Here is a 23,115-nt window from a genome sequence, read left to right on the forward strand (position 1 = left end):
ATCAAATTTTTGCCAAATCTGTGGGAGTGAACAAGAATGGCGAGTATTGAAGCAGCACTGGCGGAAATTAAGCGCGGTGCCGAAGAGCTTATTCCAGAAGAAGAATTAATTGAAAAGTTAAAGGAAGGTCGCCCTTTACGTATTAAGCTAGGTGCCGATCCTACTGCACCAGACATCCATCTCGGTCATACCGTTATTTTTAATAAGTTGCGTACATTTCAGGATTTAGGTCATGAAGTGACGTTCCTTATTGGTGATTTTACCGCAATGGTTGGTGATCCAACGGGTAAAAATAACACTCGCCCACCTCTTAGCCGTGAAGATGTTCTTCGCAACGCAGAAACGTATAAAGAGCAAGTGTTTAAAATTCTTGATCCAGCAAAAACCAAGATCCAATTTAACTCAGAGTGGTTATCGGAGTTGGGTGCTGAAGGTATGATCCGTTTAGCTGCGAATCAAACCGTTGCGCGTATGTTAGAGCGTGACGACTTTAAGAAGCGTTATGCTGGTGGTCAACCTATTGCGATTCACGAATTTATGTATCCATTGCTTCAAGGTTGGGATTCAGTCGCAATGGAAACGGATGTAGAGCTGGGCGGTACAGACCAGAAGTTTAACCTCCTAATGGGACGCGAACTGCAAAAGTCTAACGGTCAAAAACCACAAGCTGTTTTGATGATGCCTTTATTGGTAGGTTTGGACGGTGAGAAGAAAATGTCCAAGTCGGCGAATAACTACATTGGTATCAGTGAAGCGCCAAGCGAAATGTTCGGTAAAATCATGTCGATCTCTGATGATTTGATGTGGAGTTACTATGAGTTGTTGTCATTCCGCCCATTAGGTGAAGTTGAGCAATTCAAAACTGATATCGAAAATGGTAAAAATCCACGTGATATCAAAATACTATTGGCTAAAGAAATCATTGCTCGCTTCCACTCCGAAGCGGATGCTGATGCAGCTGAGCAAGAATTCATTAACCGTTTCCAGAAAGGCGCAATGCCTGAAGAAATGCCTGAATTTGAGTTTGATGCAGGGTTGCCAATTACGAACTTGCTGAAGGATGCTGGGCTAGTTAATTCAACATCAGATGCGATGCGAATGATTAAACAAGGCGCAGCCAAAATAGACGGCGAGAAAGTTGCAGACAACAAACTTGTCCCTGAAGCCGGCACTGCTGTTTACCAAGTGGGTAAACGCAAATTTGCACGAGTGACAATTAAGTAGAAATAACTTTTTTGAAAAAGCCCTGATTTATCAGGGCTTTTTTTATATTAGAGATCGTTGGGAGTATAGCTTTTAAATCGAGCGATAAACCAAGTTTCAAATACAAGTAAAGAGATAACGCCATATTGCCAATGGGTTCCCCATGCAAGCCAATACAAGACCGCTCCCATAGACAACCAGATAACCACTAGTGATTGGATTTTCTCTGCTTTTGTTAACCCTTGCTTGTTCTTTAACCGTCTTGAAATAGGTCCTAAATACTTATTTTGAAGCAACCAATTTTGAAATTTCTCAGATGTTGCTCCAAAGCAATAAAGCGAGACGAGCAGAAATGGAACGGTGGGAAGCAACGGAATAAATACCCCGATAAAAGCGAGCACAACCGTAAGCCACCCTAGAGCGATAAGGAAAAGGCGCTTTCCGTTTGAGATTGGCGTATCTGTGTGCACTTTTTCCATGTGAATCCAATTTGTGTGTATAAAAAGCCTTGTCTATATGGTGGAAGTATAGACCAATTAATATGTTGATTGTCATTCTAATTTTGATGCTAATGAGAATCAATATTAAAACGGTGTGCTGTTGCTCAATTGGTTGTTAGGATCTTATTAGTGCGACCAATTGGTTAGCATATATGTTGATTTTTAAGGAATTAAAGTTCCTTTTATGCCATTCGAATTTTTAGAGGGCGTGGTAAAATCCTCGCGCTGCAATCGTGCAGTAGATAGGAGCTTATCATGAGTAATGCCGACAATCCTCCCAGTAGTCGAGGAGAAAAATAGCTGCATGATCCTGAAATGACTCTCCATCGATTTCAAACTTCTATTTATCTCCCTTCTACAAGAGCAAGACTTCCCTTTACAGGTAACTGAATTCCGGAAGTATGTTGGTTGTTCATGAAATTTACTGTCTTTTGGCAATAGATACCGCTAATCGGGAGATTCGCAATGACAATATATTCTGAAGAAGAAACAAATACGGTATTCACAGTATTTAAGCAGTATGACCATGAACATCAGCTTTACTTACTTTCAATTATGCCACTGGAAGAAGTAACAGCGATTCTCATGCATTACTCAGTAAGGGAAGTTCAGCACTTTATGAAGCAACTCGAAAAGTGTGGTCATGATTTACGTGCACGGCAGTGCGCAATCCGGCTTGGCTTCATTCATTCTGAAGCTGAAACCGCGCAAGGGTATATGTCTACCAATGTGTTTGAACACTTTAAACAGCGTGTTGGGTGGATAATTGGATTAGCACTGCTAGGAATAGTTTCAGGGCTTATTATTGCTCAATATGAGGATACACTAAGCCAATTAGTGTTATTGGCAATTTATATGCCGGTCATCGCTGCAGCTGGAGGAAATACTGGAACTCAAGCTGCAACACTTGTCATTCGTGCACTCGCAACTGGAGAAATAAGAAAGAGGCAGTGGCTACAGGTACTTTGGAAAGAAAGCCGTGTGTCTCTTTTGTTAGCAATTGTGGTCGCGATAGTGATTGTAGCCAGAATCATGCTATTTAGCGGAAATGTGAATACTTCGAACTTTGAATTGGAATTGATCGCGATAGCAGTAGCTGTCGCTCTGTTTATTCAAGTCACCATATCTACAACGTTAGGTGGTGTGTTGCCTATTTTAGCGCGAGCGTGTCGACTGGACCCAGCAGTTTTAGTGAGCCCAGTATTGGCGTCTATTGTCGATATATCAGGCATTTGGATCTATTTTACCGTAGTGAATCATTTTCTAGGCTTGAGTTAATCAAGTCGCGATAAAATTGTTTCTCAAAATTAAATATAGGGGCGATAACCTTTGGGGCGTCGTCCTTTTTTACAGGGTGATAGTCAGTAACGAATTGAACAAACAGCGATGTTGGTTTGTTTTTTTCATCCAAAACATATCCAGCCATATTGTAGCTGCCGTACAGCGACCCACTTTTTGCGGTTATCCGACCGGCTATAGGCTTTTTCCTCATGCTTTTTCGATATTTAAGTGTGCCAGACTGGCCGGAAACAGGAAGTAGCTCTATTAAACCCAGCTCGGCATTATGTTTCCAAACGTATTTAAGCACTTTTTCCATATCAGAGCTTGTTAAGCGGTTATTCCGTGAAAGCCCAGAGCCATCTTCCAGTTGCGTATGCTCTAAATTGATGCCTGCTCGTGTATAAAGAATTTGTTTAATGGCTTCAGTGCCGTTCGAGAAACTACCTGGCTGGTGGTAAAAACGAGCCCCCATTGTTTTGGTTAAGTTGTCAGCAATTAAGTTGTCTGACTTACTCAACATTATCTTGAGTAACTCTGGGAGTACTTGGGATTGATGTGTAGCAACAATGATCCCTTTTTTAGTCTCACTTTTACTTGAGAACGAGCCTGCTACGCTGATGCCATTTTTAGCTAAGATGCGCTGGATAATGGCAGATACGTAAAGAGAGGTATCTTGCACCGCAAATTTTAGCGGCAGTGGCTTATCTCTCTCCTGTATGCACCCTGATAGGTGGTACTGATTCCCCTCAGAGGTTATCAGCTCTAACTGGCATCGTTTGGATTTCACTGCCACCTTATTCAAGCTAAGAGCATCGGTTGTGACATTGATGGGCTGGTGGCTTGGGACAAATACCGATGTTGCTTGATTGGATTGAGACGAAATCGACGCTTGTACACAGTTGTTGTCCAGTGTTATCGCACTGGCTGGAGCACTATAGCAGACGCCTAAAATGTCCCAAGGCCAGCCTACTGCTCGTTCGTACCCTCTGAAAGCACTATTGTCTAGGATGACGTTGTTAACAGAGGTTATACCTTGTTGCGTAAGCTGCTGAGTAAGAGCCGTTAAATGTTCGGTTCTTAACTCAGGATCGCCACTAAAGCGAATAACAAGGTTCTGTTCAACCATTTCAAAATGCGTTTCAAAGCGAAAATCATTGCCTAGTTCTAATTTTGCAGCCAGAGCAGTCAGAATTTTTAGAGTGCTTGCTGGAGGAAAAAACTGTTCGCTGTTTTTCTTTAATGCGTAGTCTCCGAAGCTGTTTGACACTAAAAGAGTGTGCCTAGAACCGTATGGGAGTGAATCCACGGGGGCATATGCTAAAGATTGGAAACTGATGAGAAAAAACAGGAATATTAGTGTTCGCATAATATGGGGTCAAAGATGCATATCGGTTTTCAGTGTAGCAAATAATCAGCAAAAAAAAACGTCCACCCTAAGGTGGACGCTCTATCATTCAATTCAGCTAAAAGCGGAATTAGAAGTCGTAACGTAGACCAAGAACTGCTTCGTTTTGTGCGCCTAGCTTGCCAACTTTGTCTGAATCTAGCAGGTTAAAGTTGTAAGAAACGTACGAACGGAAGTTGTTGTTGAAGTAGTAAGTTGCATCTACAGCGATGTTGTCTTTTTCTACTTCTGATTCTGAGTTTGCTGCGTTTGATTTGTCGTTCAAACGGTTATAAGTCGTTGTGAACTTAGCTTGACCCATTGTGTAAGCTGCTGCTAGTTCATAACCGTCGCCTTTTGAACCGTTGTTCGCGCCATCTTCTTGGTTGTCGATGTTTGTGTAAAGACCAGCTACGTAAAACGCATCAAATTCGTAAGATGCACCTAGCATGAATTCTTTAACAGACTTAGTCGCAGATTCGTCTTGAGCAGCGTAAGCAGCTGTTAAACGTGCGCCAGTGTCACCGATTGAGTAAATGCCAGAAAGAGCGTAACCGCTGTTATTGTCTTTCTCGTTTTTATCAGTAGTTGTGTTAGCCGTAGCTGAACCAATGGTGTAGTTAGCACGAGCTTCGAAATCACCGAAAGTACCAGCGTACGCGATTGAGCGATCTGGACGGTCTGCAGCGTTCACTTTAGGTGCTGCAGTGTTACCGTGGTAAGCCATGATATCTGTGAAGTCAGTAACCGCTTGTAGAGAACCTTTTACAGTACCCATTGTTACTTCACCAAAGTTACCGCCAATACCAGCAAACACGTAACGGTGCTCAATTGTATCTTGAGTAGAGCCGTTGTGACCACTTTCGTTGTATGCCTTGAACTCACCTTCGTAGAAGCCTAGACCGTATAGCTCGTCAGTGATCTGAGTTTTACCTAAGAAGTTTAGACGTACGCGAGACTTGTCTTCTACTTTGTTATCTTTAAGAGAAAGACGAGCTTCAACACGACCACCCATTTCAAGAGAAGCGTTGTCGTTTTTCGCGATTTCAGCAGCAGTAGCGCCAGTGCTAGCAGCCGCAGCTACAGCTAGAGCAATTAGATTTTTGTTCATTGCTTTCTAAGTCCTAGTTTTAGTCCGTAAATATAAGCAGGTAGGTTATTTTCCTGCCCACTTAGGGATGCGAATAACATCATGCAGATATCTGTGTGATTTAATTCGCATTTATAAGGTGAGGAATTTGTACCCTTAAAGTTCAGGTAGCCGTTAGTAAAATGATATAAAATCAAATAATGAACATTGTTTTTTTAGGCTTTTGTTGTTGGGTTTCACTTTAAAAACATGACGTTGTGATTTTTTTTATTTTTTTTCTTAAATGATTTTTTTATATTTTTTTATATGAATTATGTTTGATTTGTTGGAAATTTATAATTGTGGTGATTAGGTAAGATTGGAGAAATCCGTCAATTTAAGGTTTTGTGACTCACAACTTTTGAAGTACGTGACCTTGTGAAAAAGTTTGATTACACTATTTAAAAGTGAACCATTTGCCCCGCCTCATACTCGCAGCTTGAGTAGGAGAGGGGTTTTGTTGTCTGAAGATTCTGGCAAATACACTAAGTCAGATATCTGTTGAGGTATAAGATGGAAAAAGTTCCAATGACTGCTCGTGGTGAGCAGAAACTACGCGAAGAACTGGAAACGTTGATGAAACGTCGTCCATTGATTTCTGAAGCAATTGCAGAAGCTCGTGAGCTTGGTGATCTAAAAGAGAACGCAGAGTATCATGCGGCTCGTGAAGAGCAGGGCATATGTGAAGCTCAGATTCGTGATATTGAATACAAACTCTCGGTTGCACAAGTTATTGATGTGACCAAGATGGAAAACACTGGCAAAGTGATTTTTGGTACAACAGTAACCTTGGTGGACATTGATACAGACCAAGAAAGTACATACCAAATTGTCGGCGATGATGAAGCAGAGATTAAAGCAGGAAAAATTTCTGTTAGCTCTCCGATTGCCCGTGGTCTAATTGGTAAAGTAGAAGGTGATGAAGTTACCATTACTACGCCAGGTGGTATCAAAGACTACGACATCGCAAAAGTTGAATACTTATAGAAAGATAGTGATTGAACCTTGCTTTTAAGGGAATAAAACATCTTAGAAAATAAAAAAGGTCGCCAATGCGACCTTTTTTAATTGAAGCCACAAATTGGTGCTTCAAAGGCAATCCGTTATTTACGAGGAATCTCGATTTTGCGTTCCTCAGACTGACGGTACAGAACCAGTACTTTACCAATGGTTTGTACTTTTTCAGCTTTAGTCTCACGTACAATAGCGTCGATAATGAGAACTTTTGTTTCTCTGTCTTCAGAGGCAACTTTTACTTTGATTAGCTCGTGGTGGTCTAGAGCCAGCTCAATTTCAGCAAGTACGGCTTCGGTCAATCCATTGGCACCCATTAGTACCACAGGTTTTAAACTGTGAGCTAGGCCTTTCAAATACTGCTTTTGTTTGGTGCTTAGGTTCATTGTGCGCCCAATTTTCTTTAATATAAGGGTTGAAAACCGCCATTTTAACGCCATCTATCCCTGAAGACTATAATTTCTACCATACTTATTTGGTGGATGGTCATTCAAGCAATTAGGAATCGAATGAGTAAACAGAAACACTCAGCTAGCTCAGGTCGCTGGTTGAAAGAACATTTCGATGATAAATACGTAAATGAAGCAAAGAAGAAAGGTTATCGTTCACGTGCTATCTTCAAAATTGAAGAAATTCAAGGCAAAGATAAGCTATTGAAACCTGGAATGACCGTTGTCGATCTTGGTGCTGCACCTGGTGGTTGGTCTCAATACGCCGCTAAGCACGTAGGACAAGAAGGACAGGTCATAGCTTGTGACATTTTACCTATGGATTCGATCGCTGGCGTTGCCTTTTTGCAAGGTGATTTCCGTGAAGACGCTGTTCTAGAAGCACTTTTAGAGCGAATTCAACCAGATATGGTTGATGTTGTAATGTCTGATATGGCGCCAAATATGGCTGGTAACCTTTCGGTAGATCAACCTAGAGCCATGTATTTGGTGGAACTGGCGTTGGATATGTGTCGACAAGTTCTGGCTCCAAGTGGTAGTTTCGTTGTTAAGGTATTTCAGGGCGAAGGCTTTGATCAATACGTTAAAGATGTGCGAGACATGTTTAAGACCGTAAAAATAAGAAAGCCAGACTCTTCAAGAGCTCGCTCAAGAGAAGTCTATATTGTAGCGACTGGTTACAAAGGCTAGCTTACGTTTACAAAGAGCAATTTAACACTATAGCTACAGCGTATAAACTGTAGTACCCTACCTTTAATTACAATTAGTTATCGAGAGGCTGACACCTTGAGTGACATGGCAAAAAATTTAATTTTGTGGCTAGTAATCGCCGTAGTCTTGATGTCGGTTTTCCAGAGCTTCGGCCCTGGGGAAAATAGCGGCAGAACAGTGGATTACACCACATTTGTACAGGAAGTTGGCCAAGGCCAGATTCGAGAAGCTCAATTCAAAGACAGAGAAATCACGTATTACCGTCGTGATAACACTCGCTATGTGACTTATATGCCTGTGTACGACAGTAAGTTGCTTGATGATTTGATTAACAAGAATGTGAAAGTAGTCGGTACTCCGCCAGAAGAGCAGAGCTTACTGGGTACTATTTTCATTTCTTGGTTCCCAATGATCTTATTGATTGGTGTGTGGATTTTCTTCATGCGTCAAATGCAAGGCGGTGGCGGTAAAGGTGCCATGTCTTTCGGTAAGAGCAAAGCTCGTATGATGAGCGAAGAACAAATCAAAACAACGTTTGCTGATGTTGCTGGCTGTGATGAAGCAAAAGAAGATGTTAAAGAGTTGGTTGATTACTTACGTGACCCAAGTCGCTTCCAAAAGCTCGGTGGTAAGATCCCTACCGGTGTTTTGATGGTTGGTCCTCCGGGTACGGGTAAAACTTTGCTTGCTAAAGCCATTGCTGGTGAAGCAAAAGTGCCGTTCTTTACGATATCAGGTTCTGATTTCGTCGAAATGTTCGTTGGTGTTGGTGCATCTCGTGTACGTGACATGTTTGAACAAGCGAAGAAAGCCGCGCCTTGTATCATCTTCATTGATGAAATCGATGCTGTAGGTCGCCAACGTGGTGCTGGTGTTGGTGGTGGTCATGATGAACGTGAACAAACATTGAACCAAATGCTGGTTGAAATGGATGGCTTTGAAGGTAACGAAGGTATCATTGTTATCGCAGCAACTAACCGTCCGGACGTTCTTGACCCTGCACTTCTTCGTCCTGGTCGTTTTGACCGTCAGGTTGTTGTTGGTCTTCCAGATGTTCGTGGTCGTGAACAAATCCTTAAAGTTCACATGCGTAAGGTGCCACTTGCTGGTGACGTTGAGCCATCTTTGATTGCTCGTGGTACACCTGGCTTCTCTGGTGCAGACTTAGCGAACCTAGTGAATGAAGCAGCCCTATTCGCAGCTCGTGGAAACAAACGCAATGTATCAATGGTTGAGTTTGAACTTGCTAAAGACAAAATCATGATGGGTGCGGAACGTCGCTCAATGGTTATGTCTGAAGACATTAAAGAATCCACAGCGTACCACGAAGCGGGTCACGCTATTGTTGGTCGTTTGGTTCCTGAGCACGATCCAGTATATAAAGTGTCTATCATTCCACGTGGTCGTGCGTTGGGTGTCACTATGTATTTACCAGAAAGTGATCGTGTGAGTATGTCTCGTCAGCATCTAGAGTCGATGATCTCAAGCTTATACGGTGGTCGTTTAGCCGAAGAGCTTATCTACGGTTCTGATAAAGTATCAACTGGCGCGTCAAACGATATTGAACGTGCAACAGACATTGCTCGTAAAATGGTCACTCAATGGGGCTTCTCAGACAAACTTGGTCCTTTGCTTTATGCAGAAGATGAAGGCGAGGTGTTCCTTGGTCGTAGTGTGACTCAAACTAAACATGTTTCTGACGATACGGCAAAACTTATCGACGACGAAGTTCGCAGTATTATTGACCGTAACTATGATCGCGCTAAAGTCATTCTTGAAGCGAACATGGATATCATGCATTCAATGAAAGATGCATTAATGAAATATGAAACGATTGACGCAGGACAGATCGACGACTTGATGGAGCGAAAGGAAGATGTTCGTGAACCAGCAGGTTGGGGCGATCAAACTCGTGCTCAAGAAGAGTCAAACAACGAAAAGAAAGCACAGCCAAATAAAGAAGAAAAAGATGAAGAAGAAAAACCTTCAGCCCCTTCTGATGAAAGTGCCGACAAAAACGTTGAGTAAAAAATAGTTAAATACAAACCCCGAGGAAACTCGGGGTTTTTCTGTTTCTAGAATAGTCATGTTTATACGATCCAATAATAAAAAACTCGATTTAAGCAGCCCCCATATTATGGGGATATTGAACGTAACCCCCGACTCATTTTCAGATGGTGGTCAGTTCAATCGTATTGATGATGCTTTAAGCCAAGCACGTTCAATGATATCGGCAGGTGCAACGATCATTGATATTGGCGGAGAATCAACGCGACCAGGTGCTCCAGACGTTACGTTAGACGAAGAACTTGAACGTGTTATTCCTGTCATAAAAGCATTAAGAGCAGAGTCTGATGTATGGATATCTATTGATACCAGCAAAGCAGAGGTTATGATACAAGCTACTTCTGCGGGAGCTGATATCATCAACGATGTGAGAGCACTTCGGGAGCCCGGAGCTTTGCAAGCTGCAGCTCAAGCTAATGTGCCGATATGTCTCATGCATATGCAGGGGCAACCTAGAACCATGCAAGAAAACCCTACATATCATGATCTCTTGAAAGATGTTGAGGCATTTCTGGCAGAGCGTGTTTCTGCTTGTGAAAATGCAGGGATAGAGCGTGGACAATTGATTTTAGATCCAGGGTTTGGATTCGGTAAAACGATTGAACACAATTATCACATATTGGCAAATCTAGAGCGGTTCCATCGCTTTGAGTTACCTATCCTTGCTGGGATGTCTCGTAAATCAATGATATTTAAGCTCTTGGATAAAGAACCGAAAGAATGCCTGATCGGCAGTGTTACATGTGCAAGCGTCTCTGCACTGAAAGGTGCCCAGATCATACGTGTTCATGATGTGGTCGAAACGGTTGAAGCGATAAAAATTATCAATACAATCAGTACAAACCAATAAAAATTATTAGGAAATATTATGTCTAAAAGGCGTTATTTTGGTACGGACGGTGTTCGTGGGAAGGTAGGACAATACCCAATCACTCCCGATTTTGTATTAAAGCTTGGCTGGGCTGCTGGTCGCGTACTTGCAAAGCAAGGAACAAAAAAAGTTATTATCGGCAAAGATACACGTATTTCTGGGTATATGTTGGAATCTGCGCTTGAAGCTGGTCTTGCAGCTGCAGGGCTAAAGGCGACATTCACAGGTCCAATGCCAACTCCTGCTGTCGCTTACTTGACACAAACATTCCGCGCTGAAGCTGGCATTGTAATTTCTGCATCTCACAATCCTTACTATGACAATGGCATCAAATTCTTCTCATCTGAGGGAACAAAGTTACCAGATGATATCGAATTAGCGATTGAAGCTGAGTTAGACAAAGACATTGAATGTGTTGAGTCAGCACTGCTCGGTAAAGCATCACGACTTGATGATGCCGCAGGTCGATACATTGAATTTTGTAAGAGCACATTCCCTAATGAATTGAGTTTAGCTGGACAGAAGATCGTTGTGGATTGCGCACATGGTGCAACTTACCACATTGCTCCTAGTGTTTTTAAAGAGCTCGGTGCAGAAGTTATCGCAATGGGTATTGAGCCCAACGGCACAAACATTAATGATGAAGTGGGTGCAACGGATGTTCGAGCGTTGCAAAAGCGAGTGATCGAGGAGCAAGCAAATCTTGGATTGGCCTTTGATGGCGATGGTGATCGTATCATCATGGTTGATGAGCTTGGGAACAAGATTGATGGTGATCAGATTGCTTACATCATTGCGCGAGATGCACTCCGTCGTGGCGAACTAAAAGGTGGCGTAGTCGGTACATTGATGACGAACCTTGGTATGGAAAATGGACTCAAACAACTGGGTATTCCATTTGTACGGGCAGCCGTTGGTGACCGCTATGTCATGGAGCAACTGCTGGCGAAAGGCTGGAAAATCGGTGCAGAAAACTCTGGGCATGTGATTTTGTTGGACAAAGTAACAACAGGTGATGCAATCGTCGCTGCATTGCAAGTGTTGGCATCAGTGGTTGATAGCGAAATGACTCTGAATGAACTTTCTCAAGGTATGACGCTATATCCTCAAGTGTTAGAGAATGTTCGATTCTGTGGAGATTCAAACCCTCTTGAAGCTCAAGCTGTAAAAGATGCAGTGGTTAAGGTTGAGTCTAAATTGGGTGAAAAAGGTCGAGTGCTTTTGAGAAAGTCCGGTACAGAACCTCTTCTTCGTGTCATGGTTGAGGGTGAAGATGCGGAACTTGTACAGAAATCGGCACTAGAGATAGCAGAAGCGGTAAAAGCGAGCTGTTGATCTCAACAATATAAAAGCCAAAGTTTTACTTTGGCTTGATGGCTCTAAATTAGGTTTGTGTATTTGGTTAAGCTTCTTTTTTTAGCGCTTTGCTAATATTTTGACCACTTAAGCCCTAAGCTTTACAATTTAGTGAATTTTTACTTGTCAGCGTAAAAGGCATTCGATAGTATTGCTCCGCCTTCGAAAGGGAGGTGCGCTAGCTTTGTCTCTGTGCTTATTCAGTACGACGGCGCTGGCTCAACAATTTGGAACATAGGTGGAAGAATGTTTACAGTTCTACTTGTGATTTACCTGTTGGCAGCGGTTGGTGTTATTGGCCTAGTGTTGATTCAACAAGGTAAAGGCGCAGACATGGGAGCTTCGTTCGGAGCTGGCGGTTCAAACACAGTGTTTGGCGCGAGTGGCTCAGGAAATTTCCTAACCCGAACAACTGCAGTTTTTGCGGTAGTATTTTTTATCGTTAGTTTAGTTCTTGGTCGTATGTCTACAAACAGCGGCGAAACAGAAAGTATTCTAGCGAACCCAAGCCAGGCTGCATCATCTATTGAGCAAGCGGCTGATGTAACGAGTGAAATTCCTGCCGGAAGCGGCGACGAAATTCCTCAGTAAAGAATTTATGCCGAGATGGTGAAATTGGTAGACACGCTAGCATGAGGTGCTAGTGCCTTTGGTGTGAGGGTTCGAGTCCCTCTCTCGGCACCATAAGTTCTGCAAACTTGTAAATTACTGCCTTGGGCGTATAATGCTCAGCAGTCGGACGCGGGGTGGAGCAGCTTGGTAGCTCGTCGGGCTCATAACCCGAAGGTCGTCGGTTCAAATCCGGCCCCCGCAACCAATTTCTAGCAAGTGATGTTGTTAAAGTTGGATGCAAGTTTGAGCGGTTTTACCTAACCGCAAACTGAACAAGATAATGTTCAGTTATATCAGGGTCCAGCAACAAAAACCCCGACTAATCGGGGTTTTTTGTTATTTGTATTTTGTACTGTGCAAAATATGAGTAATGCTCGGCTATTTGATAGGGCTATTAGCCCTTTTTTTGTTTCTAGAGTGGTTATCTAAGGGTGATTTCATGACGGGTTTGGAAAGACAACTAACAGAAATGCTGGACGCGCCAGTGGAAGCATCTGGTTATGAGTTAGTTGGATTGGAGTTCATCCGTGCTGGTGAGCATTCAACATTGCGTATTTATATTGATCACGAGAACGGCATCAATGTAGATGACTGTGCAGAGGTAAGTCATCAGGTTAGCGCAGTGCTCGATGTTGAAGATCCTATTTCTGTCGCTTATAACCTTGAAGTATCTTCACCTGGTTTAGAAAGACCACTTTTTAAAGCAGAACACTATCAGCAATTTATAGGTCACGAGGTCAGCCTTGTCTTGAAAATGGCTATGGGCAACCGTCGTAAGTGGAAAGGTGTGATCGAAAGCGTTGAAGGCGAAACGATCACAATCACAGTGGACAATGCGAAAGAAGAGTTTGCACTAAGCAACATTTCCAAAGCTAACCTGATCCCTAAGTTTTAAGTCTTAAGAGGCTAGAGAATGAACAGAGAAATTTTAGCGGTAGTAGAAGCTGTTTCTAATGAGAAAGCGGTTCCTCGTGAGCGTATTTTTGAAGCTCTAGAAATCGCATTAGCTACGGCAACTAAAAAGAAATACGAGATTGAAATTGACGTTCGTGTTGCGATTGATCGCAAGACGGGTAATTTCGACACTTACCGCCGTTGGTTGGTTGTGGAAGAAGTAGAAAGCCCAACTAAAGAAATTTCACTGGAAGCAGCGCAGTACGATGACGAAGAAATGGAACTGGGTAGCTTTGTAGAAGATGATATTGAGTCAGTAACATTCGACCGTATTACCACTCAAACCGCTAAGCAAGTTATTGTACAAAAAGTACGTGAAGCTGAGCGTGCACAAATCGTTGAGCAGTTCATTGATAACGAAGGTGACCTGATCACTGGTGCGGTTAAAAAAGTGAACCGTGAAACCGTTGTTCTTGACCTAGGCAACAATGCTGAAGCAGTCATTTTACGTGATGACCAACTTCCTCGTGAAAACTTCCGTCCAGGTGACCGTGTTCGTGGTCTTCTGTACAAAGTTGCTCCTGAAGCGCGTGGCTTCCAACTGTTTGTCACTCGCTCTAAGCCTGAAATGCTATCTGAACTTTTCCGAGTAGAAGTGCCAGAGATTGCTGAAGAGTTAATTGAACTAAAAGGCGCAGCTCGTGATCCGGGTTCACGTGCAAAAATTGCAGTGAAAACAAACGACAGACGTATTGACCCAGTTGGTGCTTGTGTTGGTATGCGTGGTGCACGTGTACAGGCGGTATCAGGTGAATTAGGTGGTGAGCGCATCGATATCGTACTTTGGGACGATAACCCAGCTCAGTTTGTTATCAATGCAATGGCACCAGCAGATGTGGCTTCCATCATCGTAGATGAAGACGCACACGCAATGGATATTGCAGTTGAAGCCGATAACTTGGCTCAAGCCATCGGTCGTAACGGTCAAAACGTACGTTTAGCATCTCAACTATCTGGTTGGGAACTGAACGTAATGACAGTAGAAGATCTAGAAAAGAAACACCAAGAAGAATCTGGTGCGGCTATCGAAAACTTTATGAAGTACCTCGATATCGAACAAGATTTTGCAGAAATGCTCGTTGAAGAAGGTTTCTCAACACTAGAAGAAGTGGCTTATGTGCCAGTGAATGAACTTCTGGAAGTTGATGGACTAAACGAAGAGCTTGTAGAAGAATTGCGCCAACGTGCAAAAGATGCCCTAACTACGATCGCCTTGGCGAAAGAAGAGTCATTCGATGGTCTTGAGCCAGCGGAAGACCTACTTGCACTAGAAGGTTTAGAGCGCGAAATGGCGTTTAAACTTGCAGCGAAAGGTGTCGTAACACTTGAAGATTTAGCCGACCAGGGTACTGATGAGCTTGAAGGCATTGAAGACCTAACGGAAGAGCGTGCTGGTGAGCTGATTATGGCTGCACGTAACATCTGTTGGTTTGGCGACGAAGAATAAATTCAGCAAGGAGGAAGTGGCATGACAGAATTAACGGTTAAAGCACTGAGTGATGAGATTGGTACGCCAGTTGACCGCTTGATTGAGCAACTTGCTGATGCTGGAATGAAAAAAACGGGCGTAGACACCGTTTCCGACGATGAGAAGCAAAAGCTTCTTACTCATTTGAAAAAAGAGCATGGTGATACCTCAGGAGATTCTGAGCCAACTCGCTTAACTCTCCAGCGTAAAACTCGCAGTACTTTAAGTGTGAATGCGGGTGGCGGTAAGAGTAAAAATGTTCAAGTAGAGGTGCGCAAAAAGCGCACGTACGTAAAACGCAGTGCAATCGATGAAGAAGCCAAGCGAGAAGCTGAGGAAGCAGCTAAACGTGAAGCTGAAGAGCTAGCGAAGCGTGAAGCGGAAGAGCTAGCTAAACGTGAAGCTGCAGAGAAAGCACAACGCGAAGCGGATGAAAAAGCAAAACGAGAAGCTGAGGAAGCAGCTAAACGTGACGCTGAAGAGAAAGCAAAGCGCGTACAAGCTGATAAGGCTAAGAAAGACATGAACACAAAGAGTGCGGAAGTAAGTTCGCAAGCAAAAAAAGAAGCTGATGAGCTGAAACGCCGTCAGGAAGAAGAAGCGCAACGTAAAGCAGAAGCTGAAGCGGCGAAGCTAGTTGAAGAAGCTCGCAAATTGGCTGAAGAAAATGCAGCACGTTGGTCTGAAGCAGAGAAGAAAGAAAAAGTGATGGAAGAAGGCGACTATCACGTGACAACTTCTACTTTTGCTCGTGAAGCAGAAGATGCAGCTGACCAAAGCGAAGAGAAGGCGCCTCGTCGTCGTAAGAAGAAGTCTTCTGCGAACAATGACGATAAAGGTGGCAACAATCGTAGTGGTAACCGTAACCAACGTGGTCGCGGTGGTAGGAAAGGCAAACTGGCTAAACCTACTTCAATGCAGCATGGCTTCGATAAGAGTGCATCAGTTGCGAAATCTGACGTTGTAGTTGGTGAGACAATTGTTCTTTCTGAGCTGGCAAACAAGATGTCAGTTAAAGCGACTGAAGTAATTAAAGTGATGATGAAGATGGGTGCTATGGCAACCATCAACCAGGTAATTGACCAAGAGACTGCTCAGCTTGTTGCTGAAGAAATGGGTCACAAAGTTATCCTGCGTAAAGAAAATGAATTGGAAGAAGCAGTACTGTCTGATCGTGATAACAGTGCTGAATCTGTACCACGTGCTCCAGTAGTTACCATCATGGGTCACGTTGACCACGGTAAAACATCTACGCTGGATTACATCCGTAAAGCACACGTTGCTTCCGGTGAAGCGGGTGGTATTACCCAGCACATTGGTGCTTACCACGTAGAAACGGACAACGGCATGATCACCTTCCTGGATACTCCAGGACACGCAGCGTTTACTGCAATGCGTGCACGTGGTGCTCAGGCTACAGATATCGTTGTTCTTGTTGTGGCGGCAGACGATGGTGTAATGCCTCAAACAATCGAAGCAATCCAGCACGCTAAAGCGGCAGGTGTACCTTTGATTGTTGCTGTAAACAAGATTGATAAAGAAGACGCAAACCCAGATAACGTTAAAAACGAACTGGCTCAATACGATGTTATTCCTGAAGAGTGGGGCGGTGAGAACATGTTTGTTCACATCTCTGCGAAACAAGGTACTAACATTGAAGGTCTTCTAGAGACAATTCTTCTTCAGTCTGAAGTTCTTGAACTAACAGCTGTAGAAGAAGGAATGGCATCGGGTGTGGTTGTAGAATCTCGCCTAGACAAAGGTCGTGGTCCTGTTGCTACTGTACTGGTTCAATCTGGTACATTGAACAAAGGCGATATCGTTCTTTGTGGTCAAGAGTACGGTCGAGTTCGTGCAATGCGCGACGAGAATGGACGCGAAATCACGACTGCTGGTCCTTCTATTCCTGTTGAAATTCTTGGTCTATCTGGCGTTCCTGCTTCTGGTGACGAAGCAACGGTTGTACGTGATGAGCGTAAAGCACGTGAAGTAGCGAATTACCGTCAAGGTAAATTCCGTGAAGTGAAACTTGCTCGCCAGCAGAAAGCGAAACTAGAAAACATGTTTGCGAACATGTCCGCTGGTGAAGTTGCAGAGCTTAACGTTGTGCTTAAAGCTGATGTACAGGGTTCTGTTGAAGCTATCGCTGATTCACTACGTAAACTGTCTACAGAAGAAGTTAAGGTCAACATCGTTGGTTCTGGTGTTGGTGGTATTACTGAAACTGATGCAGTACTAGCAGCGGCTTCTAACGCTATCATTCTAGGCTTTAACGTGCGTGCTGATGCTTCTGCTCGCCGCACTGTTGAAACTGAAAACCTAGACCTTCGTTACTACTCAATCATTTACCAATTGATTGACGAAGTGAAACAAGCAATGGGCGGTATGCTTGCTCCAGAATTCAAGCAAGAGATCATTGGTCTTGCTGAAGTGCGTGACGTGTTTAAGTCGCCGAAACTGGGTGCAATCGCTGGTTGTATGGTTACTGAAGGTCTTATCAAGCGTAACAACCCGATCCGCGTATTACGCGACAACGTAGTAATCTATGAAGGTGAGCTAGAATCTCTACGCCGCTTCAAAGATGACGTTCAAGAAGTTAAGAACGGCTACGAGTGTGGTATCGGCGTTAAGAACTACAACGACGTTCGCGTAGGCGACCAGATCGAAGTATTCGAAATCGTTGAAGTGAAGCGTACTCTAGACTAATAGACAAAATTGCCTTGTTTATTTAGATAAACGGCAAAGGTTGTTGAATACACCATGGGGGGCGTTTGCCCCCCATTCTTTCTATAGTGAGAAAAGAAATGTCAAAAGAATTTAGCCGCACGCAGCGCGTGTCGCAGCAACTACAAAAAGAGTTAGCGCTGATTCTTCAGCGTGAAGTTCGTGACTCTCGTATCGGAATGGTGACCATTTCTGATGTTGAGGTCTCTCGTGATCTCGCCTATGCAAAAGTATTTGTAACTTTCCTATGTGTAGGTGAGCAAACACCTGAAGATAGCCTTGCAGCACTAAAAGAGCATGAAGTTCAGATTCGAATGATGCTTGGTAAGCGTATTCGCTTACGTTTAACTCCTGAAGTACGATTTACCTATGACAATACACTTGTTGAAGGTATGCGTATGTCTAATTTAGTGAGTGATGTCGTCAGCAAAGACCAGCAGAAAAAACAAGATGCAGGTCGAGGAGACGAAGAGTAATGGGTCGCCGTCGTAAAGGTCGTCCGGTTAACGGCGTTGTACTACTTGATAAGCCAACGGGTATTTCCTCTAACGATGCATTACAGAAAGTAAAGCGTATTTACTTCGCTGAAAAAGCGGGCCATACCGGTGCTTTAGACCCATTGGCAACGGGCATGTTGCCTATCTGTTTGGGTGAAGCGACTAAGTTTTCTCAGTTTCTTCTCGATTCTGATAAGCGATATGTTGTCATCGCTAAGCTAGGTGAGCGTACTAATACATCAGACTCAGATGGCGAAGTCGTTGAAACTCGTGATGTTAACGTGACGAAAGAACAGCTCTTAGAATGTATTGAGAAGTTCAAAGGTACAACGGATCAAATCCCTTCTATGTTTTCTGCCTTGAAGTATCAAGGTCGTCCACTCTACGAATATGCGCGCGAAGGTATTGAAGTTCCACGTGAATCTCGAAAGATCACGGTTTATTCTATTCAACTACTTCGCTTTGAAGGCGATGAAGTAGAAATGGAAATCCACTGCTCAAAAGGGACCTACATCCGCACTATCACTGATGATTTAGGTGAAATGTTGGGCTGTGGTGCGCATGTTACTTACCTTCGTCGTACTGGGGTTGCGAACTACCCATACGATCGCATGGTCACTTTAGAGCAGCTAAATGAACTGCTAGAACATGCTAATGATCAGGGGTTACCTCCTAAAGATTTGTTAGATGCTTTGTTGCTTCCGATGGATACAGCGGTTGAGGATTTGCCAGAAGTTAATTTAAATTCTGAATTGACTGATATGGTTCAACATGGGCAACCTGTACAAGTCTTTGGTGCACCAGTTGAAGGCACAGTAAGAATGACGAGTGGCGATGAGAAGCTCTTTATTGGCGTCGGTGAAATTGATGATAACGGTAAAGTTGCTCCAAAACGTCTAGTTGTTTTTCGTGATGAAGAACATTCTGCGTGAGCGAAATGTAATTGAGAAAGCTCAACAAACCCTAAAGTAAACCGAGGCATTTCTGCGTAATTTAGAGTGTTTCGGTTTTGTTTTTAGAGTGCTTGTGTTTACTCATTACACCCCGTATAATTCGCGCTTCGCGTGTCGGCTGAATCAGAGATTGGCTGGCACAGTTTTATACTCAACTCTTATTAGGAGAGAAATATGTCTCTGAATGCAGAAACTAAAGCAGCAATCGTTGCTGATTACGCACAATCTGAAGGCGACACTGGTTCACCAGAAGTACAAGTAGCTCTACTGACTGCTTCTATCAACCACCTACAAGGTCACTTCAAATCGCATAAGCAAGACCACCACAGCCGTCGCGGTCTGCTACGTATGGTTTCTCGTCGTCGTAAGCTTCTAGACTACCTTAAAGGTAAAAACCTAGAGCGTTACCAAGACCTAATCAAACGTCTAGGCCTACGTCGCTAAGATCAGTTTGTTTGAAAAAGGAGCTTCGGCTCCTTTTTTTACGCCTATTGTTTGGGTATAAGACATTTCCGATTAAGTAGTTTATACTACTGCGGATTTGGCTTTTGCCAGTCACACAAAGCAGCTTTACAGTCACCGATGTCGACCATAAAGGTCGCGACTAATGAAAGGAATCTTCCTTAGGTTACTTTCATTAGTCGCGATTGGTAAGGCGCTGTTGTGTTTAATCTAAGACAACATCTTTGAAATTTTCAAAGTTAAGGAAATTACGTGAATCCAATCGTAAAAACGTTTCAGTACGGCAACCACACCGTAACTATTGAAACAGGTGTAGTTGCGCGTCAAGCAACGGCAGCTGTTATGGTTAATATGGACGATACAGCAGTATTCGTATCTGTTGTTGGTAAAAAAGAAGCGGTAGAAGGTCAAGATTTCTTCCCGCTAACAGTGAACTACCAAGAGCGTACTTATGCTGCAGGTAAAATCCCTGGTGGTTTCTTCAAGCGTGAAGGCCGTCCTTCTGAAGGTGAAACGCTAACGGCTCGTCTAATCGACCGTCCTATTCGTCCTCTATTCCCAGATGCGTTCAAAAACGAAGTTCAGGTTATTGCGACAGTAATGTCTGTAAACCCAGACGTTCAGCCAGATATGGTAACAATGATCGGTACTTCAGCGGCTCTTGCTATCTCTGGTATTCCGTTTAACGGTCCTATCGGTGCAGCACGTGTTGGTCATATCGATGGTCAATTGGTACTAAACCCAAGCAACACAGAGCTAGAAAACTCTAAGCTTGACCTAGTTGTAGCTGGTACTGACAACGCAGTACTTATGGTTGAATCTGAGGCAGATAACCTAACTGAAGAAGAAATGCTTTCTGCAGTTGTGTTCGGTCACGATCAACAGCAAGTTGTTATCAATGCGATTAAAGAGTTTGCTGCTGAAGTGGCTACTCCAGCATGGGAGTGGGAAGCACCTGCAGTAAACACTGAGCTCAAAGCTCGCGTTGCTGAACTAGCAGAAGCTCGCCTATCAGAAGCTTACCAAATTACTGAAAAAATGGCTCGCTACGAGCAAGTTGGCGTTATTAAAAACGACGTTGTCGAAGCATTGCTTGGACAAGATGAAGAGCTAGATGAGCGCGAAATCCGTGGCATGCTTGGTTCTCTAGAGAAAAACGTTGTACGTGGTCGCATCATTGCAGGTAACCCACGTATTGATGGCCGTGAGAAAGACATGGTTCGTGCTCTGGATGTACGTACTGGTATCCTTCCACGTACACACGGTTCTTCACTGTTTACTCGTGGTGAAACTCAGGCGATCGTTACTGCTACACTAGGTACGCAGCGTGATGCTCAAATCATTGATGAGCTAACAGGTGAGCGTAAAGATCACTTCTTGCTACACTACAACTTCCCTCCTTACTGTGTAGGTGAAACTGGTTTTGTTGGTTCTCCTAAGCGTCGTGAAATCGGCCACGGTAAATTGGCTAAACGTGGTATTGCTGCAGTAATGCCATCAGTGGAAGAGTTCCCATACACAGTACGTGTAGTATCTGAAATCACTGAGTCAAACGGTTCGTCTTCAATGGCGTCTGTATGTGGCACATCTCTAGCACTTATGGATGCGGGTGTTCCAATTAAAGCTTCTGTTGCGGGTATCGCGATGGGTCTTGTGAAAGAAGGTGACGATTTTGTAGTTCTTTCTGACATCCTTGGCGACGAAGATCACCTAGGTGACATGGACTTTAAAGTAGCAGGTACTAATGAAGGTATCACTGCGCTTCAAATGGACATCAAAATCGAAGGTATCACAAAAGAAATCATGCAAATCGCGCTTAACCAAGCACAAGGCGCGCGTAAGCACATCTTGTCTGTAATGGACGAAGCGATTTCTGGTGCTCGTGATGATATTTCTGAGTTTGCTCCTCGTATCCATACGATGAAGATCAGCTCTGATAAGATCAAAGACGTTATCGGTAAAGGTGGTGCAGTAATCCGTGCTCTAACTGAAGAAACGGGTACAACTATCGAAATCGAAGATGATGGCACAATCAAGATCGCTGCGACCGAAGGTACTGCTGCGAAAGAAGCGATTCGCCGTATCGAAGAAATTACAGCAGAAGTTGAAGTAGGCACTATCTACACTGGTAAAGTAACTCGCATCGTTGATTTTGGTGCATTCGTTGCTGTTCTAGGTGGTAAAGAAGGCTTAGTACACATTTCTCAAATCGCTGATAAGCGCATCGAAAAAGTGGCTGATCATCTATCTGAAGGTCAAGAAGTTCAAGTTAAAGTTCTTGAAATTGACCGTCAGAACCGCATTCGTCTAAGTATGAAAGAAGCGGTTGAAAAGACTGAAGAAGCAGCATCAAATGAGCAACCAAGCGCGGAATAACGTGTGAGGCATACGCATTTGAGATAAAGCGTGTTATAAAGGGGAGCTGAGGCTCCCCTTTTTGTTTTTGGGTCCAGGAAAAAGCTTCATTTCCTGACAATGCCACAATATATATTTCTGTCTATACAGCTACTATAACGACAACCTTGGACTGAAGCTAAATAAGGAGAAACAGTTTGGCGAAATGGTTAAAAATGGTCGGAGTAATATCAACCCTAATACTCACAGGGTGTGCTTCCAACCAAAACCAATGGCTTTACCCACCGATGGCGGTGCCGTTGCAGCCTAGCATTCAACAGGAAGTGCAGATTGCAAGGCTGACTCAGCTATTGCAAAGGCAAGACCTGAAAGAAGAAGTGCGAGCCAAAATGTTCTATGAACGGGGTAATTATTACGACAGCGTAGGCTTACGTGACTTAGCTCGTTTAGACTTTGAGCGTTCTTTAAACTTGAACCCTCGTCAGCCAGATGTATACAACCTACTAGGTGTATACTTTACCGAGAAGCGAGAGTTTGATGCTGCATATGACTCATTTGATTCAACGTTAGAGCTCGATCCAGCTAATCAGTACGCTGAAAGGAATCGCTCTATTGCTTTGTATTATGGTGGACGTTACGAGTTAGCATTTGAAGAGATGACAACACACTATAATGACGACCCCGATGACCCTTTTCGTGCTCTTTGGTTGTTTTTGATTGAGCGTGAAATTGATGCCGACGTAGCGAAAGAAAAACTGCTGAATCGTTACGATAAAAGAAGCGAACGATGGGGCTGGCTGATGGTTGCGTTAATGCTGGATCAGATTTCAGAAGAGCGTGCTCTAAAAGCCATCGTCAACGCAACGAACGACAACGAACGCTTGTCTCAGCGATTAACAGAAACGTATTTCTATCTGGCCAAACGTTATCAGTTACAAGGTGATTATGGTAATGCCATATCGCTGTATAAATTGGCCCTCTCCTTCAATGTCTATGAATACGTCGAACACCGATATTCTTATATGGAGCTGGGCAACATCTACAGCGAATTGAAAGCAGAAAGAGATAACGATCCGAAAGAAACGGAAATCTAGGAAGTTTATAAGAGAGCCGCCAAAATAAGGC

At 43.5% G+C, this 23,115-nt stretch carries 20 protein-coding genes and 2 tRNA genes; 18 read left to right on the top strand and 4 right to left on the bottom strand.

Going from position 1 to position 23,115, the window contains the following annotated elements; genetic code table 11:
• Nucleotides 1–36: 36 nt before the first annotated feature.
• Nucleotides 37–1,224 (top strand): tyrosine--tRNA ligase, encoded by a 1,188-nt coding sequence (gene tyrS, locus LDO37_RS03710; RefSeq protein WP_126609007.1) that lies wholly within the window; start codon nucleotides 37–39, stop codon nucleotides 1,222–1,224.
• A gap of 47 nt (nucleotides 1,225–1,271) precedes the next feature.
• On the opposite strand, the gene LDO37_RS03715 is transcribed toward tyrS, so the two are convergent.
• A complete protein-coding gene (locus tag LDO37_RS03715; RefSeq protein ID WP_126609008.1) occupies nucleotides 1,272–1,682 on the bottom strand; it encodes a YbaN family protein in 411 nt (136 codons plus the stop codon).
• Between the two features lie 486 nt (nucleotides 1,683–2,168).
• Between LDO37_RS03715 and LDO37_RS03720 the strand changes: the two genes are divergently transcribed.
• A complete protein-coding gene (locus LDO37_RS03720) occupies nucleotides 2,169–2,981 on the top strand; it encodes a magnesium transporter (RefSeq protein ID WP_126609009.1) in 813 nt (270 codons plus the stop codon).
• On the opposite strand, the gene dacB is transcribed toward LDO37_RS03720, so the two are convergent.
• The gene (gene dacB, locus LDO37_RS03725) at nucleotides 2,947–4,350 is read right to left on the bottom strand and encodes a serine-type D-Ala-D-Ala carboxypeptidase (protein WP_126609010.1); all 1,404 of its coding nucleotides are present in this window, start codon (nucleotides 4,348–4,350) and stop codon (nucleotides 2,947–2,949) included. The two genes, LDO37_RS03720 and dacB, sit on opposite strands and share 35 nt — an antisense overlap.
• 109 nt (nucleotides 4,351–4,459) lie before the next feature.
• The gene (locus LDO37_RS03730; RefSeq protein ID WP_126609011.1) at nucleotides 4,460–5,479 is read right to left on the bottom strand and encodes a porin; all 1,020 of its coding nucleotides are present in this window, start codon (nucleotides 5,477–5,479) and stop codon (nucleotides 4,460–4,462) included.
• A gap of 531 nt (nucleotides 5,480–6,010) precedes the next feature.
• On the opposite strand from LDO37_RS03730, the gene greA reads away from it, so the two are divergent.
• A complete protein-coding gene (greA, locus tag LDO37_RS03735; protein ID WP_101113250.1) occupies nucleotides 6,011–6,484 on the top strand; it encodes a transcription elongation factor GreA in 474 nt (157 codons plus the stop codon).
• A gap of 116 nt (nucleotides 6,485–6,600) precedes the next feature.
• Here greA and yhbY read toward each other — a convergent pair whose 3' ends face one another.
• On the bottom strand, nucleotides 6,601–6,897 hold the full coding sequence (gene yhbY / locus LDO37_RS03740; protein ID WP_101113426.1) for a ribosome assembly RNA-binding protein YhbY: 297 nt from the start codon (nucleotides 6,895–6,897) through the stop codon (nucleotides 6,601–6,603).
• A 123-nt stretch (nucleotides 6,898–7,020) separates the two neighbouring features.
• Here yhbY and rlmE point away from each other — a divergent pair, with 123 nt between their 5' ends.
• From rlmE to nlpI, 15 genes are all read left to right on the top strand, one after another.
• Nucleotides 7,021–7,650, top strand: a complete 630-nt coding sequence (gene rlmE, locus LDO37_RS03745) for a 23S rRNA (uridine(2552)-2'-O)-methyltransferase RlmE (RefSeq protein ID WP_101113249.1) — start codon at nucleotides 7,021–7,023, stop codon at nucleotides 7,648–7,650.
• Between the two features lie 105 nt (nucleotides 7,651–7,755).
• Nucleotides 7,756–9,699, top strand: coding sequence for an ATP-dependent zinc metalloprotease FtsH (gene ftsH / locus LDO37_RS03750; protein WP_126607609.1), 1,944 nt, complete (start codon nucleotides 7,756–7,758; stop codon nucleotides 9,697–9,699).
• Nucleotides 9,700–9,757: 58 nt separating this feature from the next.
• The gene (gene folP / locus LDO37_RS03755) at nucleotides 9,758–10,588 is read left to right on the top strand and encodes a dihydropteroate synthase (protein ID WP_126607608.1); all 831 of its coding nucleotides are present in this window, start codon (nucleotides 9,758–9,760) and stop codon (nucleotides 10,586–10,588) included.
• Nucleotides 10,589–10,603: 15 nt separating this feature from the next.
• Nucleotides 10,604–11,944: a phosphoglucosamine mutase gene (glmM, locus tag LDO37_RS03760; RefSeq protein WP_126607607.1), complete on the top strand. Its 1,341-nt coding sequence runs from the start codon at nucleotides 10,604–10,606 to the stop codon at nucleotides 11,942–11,944.
• Between the two features lie 267 nt (nucleotides 11,945–12,211).
• Nucleotides 12,212–12,556, top strand: coding sequence for a preprotein translocase subunit SecG (secG, locus tag LDO37_RS03765; protein ID WP_126607606.1), 345 nt, complete (start codon nucleotides 12,212–12,214; stop codon nucleotides 12,554–12,556).
• 9 nt (nucleotides 12,557–12,565) lie between these two features.
• Nucleotides 12,566–12,649: transfer RNA gene (locus LDO37_RS03770), tRNA-Leu, on the top strand.
• A gap of 56 nt (nucleotides 12,650–12,705) precedes the next feature.
• Nucleotides 12,706–12,782 (top strand) — tRNA-Met (locus LDO37_RS03775).
• A 234-nt stretch (nucleotides 12,783–13,016) separates the two neighbouring features.
• Nucleotides 13,017–13,472 carry a ribosome maturation factor RimP gene (rimP, locus tag LDO37_RS03780; RefSeq protein ID WP_126607605.1) on the top strand — a complete coding sequence of 152 codons (456 nt, stop codon included), beginning with the start codon at nucleotides 13,017–13,019 and terminating at the stop codon, nucleotides 13,470–13,472.
• An 18-nt stretch (nucleotides 13,473–13,490) separates the two neighbouring features.
• Entirely contained in the window at nucleotides 13,491–14,978 is a 1,488-nt protein-coding gene (gene nusA / locus LDO37_RS03785; RefSeq protein ID WP_104401421.1) for a transcription termination factor NusA, read from the top strand.
• 21 nt (nucleotides 14,979–14,999) lie between these two features.
• On the top strand, nucleotides 15,000–17,705 hold the full coding sequence (infB, locus tag LDO37_RS03790; protein WP_126607604.1) for a translation initiation factor IF-2: 2,706 nt from the start codon (nucleotides 15,000–15,002) through the stop codon (nucleotides 17,703–17,705).
• A 98-nt stretch (nucleotides 17,706–17,803) separates the two neighbouring features.
• Entirely contained in the window at nucleotides 17,804–18,199 is a 396-nt protein-coding gene (gene rbfA, locus LDO37_RS03795; RefSeq protein WP_101113242.1) for a 30S ribosome-binding factor RbfA, read from the top strand.
• Entirely contained in the window at nucleotides 18,199–19,152 is a 954-nt protein-coding gene (gene truB / locus LDO37_RS03800; protein ID WP_126607603.1) for a tRNA pseudouridine(55) synthase TruB, read from the top strand. Before rbfA ends, truB begins: the two co-directional genes overlap by 1 nt.
• Before the next feature lie 195 nt (nucleotides 19,153–19,347).
• Nucleotides 19,348–19,617 carry a 30S ribosomal protein S15 gene (gene rpsO / locus LDO37_RS03805; RefSeq protein WP_101113239.1) on the top strand — a complete coding sequence of 90 codons (270 nt, stop codon included), beginning with the start codon at nucleotides 19,348–19,350 and terminating at the stop codon, nucleotides 19,615–19,617.
• A 270-nt stretch (nucleotides 19,618–19,887) separates the two neighbouring features.
• Entirely contained in the window at nucleotides 19,888–22,011 is a 2,124-nt protein-coding gene (gene pnp / locus LDO37_RS03810) for a polyribonucleotide nucleotidyltransferase (protein WP_101113238.1), read from the top strand.
• Between the two features lie 194 nt (nucleotides 22,012–22,205).
• Nucleotides 22,206–23,084 carry a lipoprotein NlpI gene (gene nlpI, locus LDO37_RS03815; RefSeq protein WP_126607610.1) on the top strand — a complete coding sequence of 293 codons (879 nt, stop codon included), beginning with the start codon at nucleotides 22,206–22,208 and terminating at the stop codon, nucleotides 23,082–23,084.
• Nucleotides 23,085–23,115: the final 31 nt, after the last annotated feature.

Source organism: Vibrio penaeicida, from assembly GCF_019977755.1.
GTDB classification, from domain to species: domain Bacteria; phylum Pseudomonadota; class Gammaproteobacteria; order Enterobacterales; family Vibrionaceae; genus Vibrio; species Vibrio penaeicida.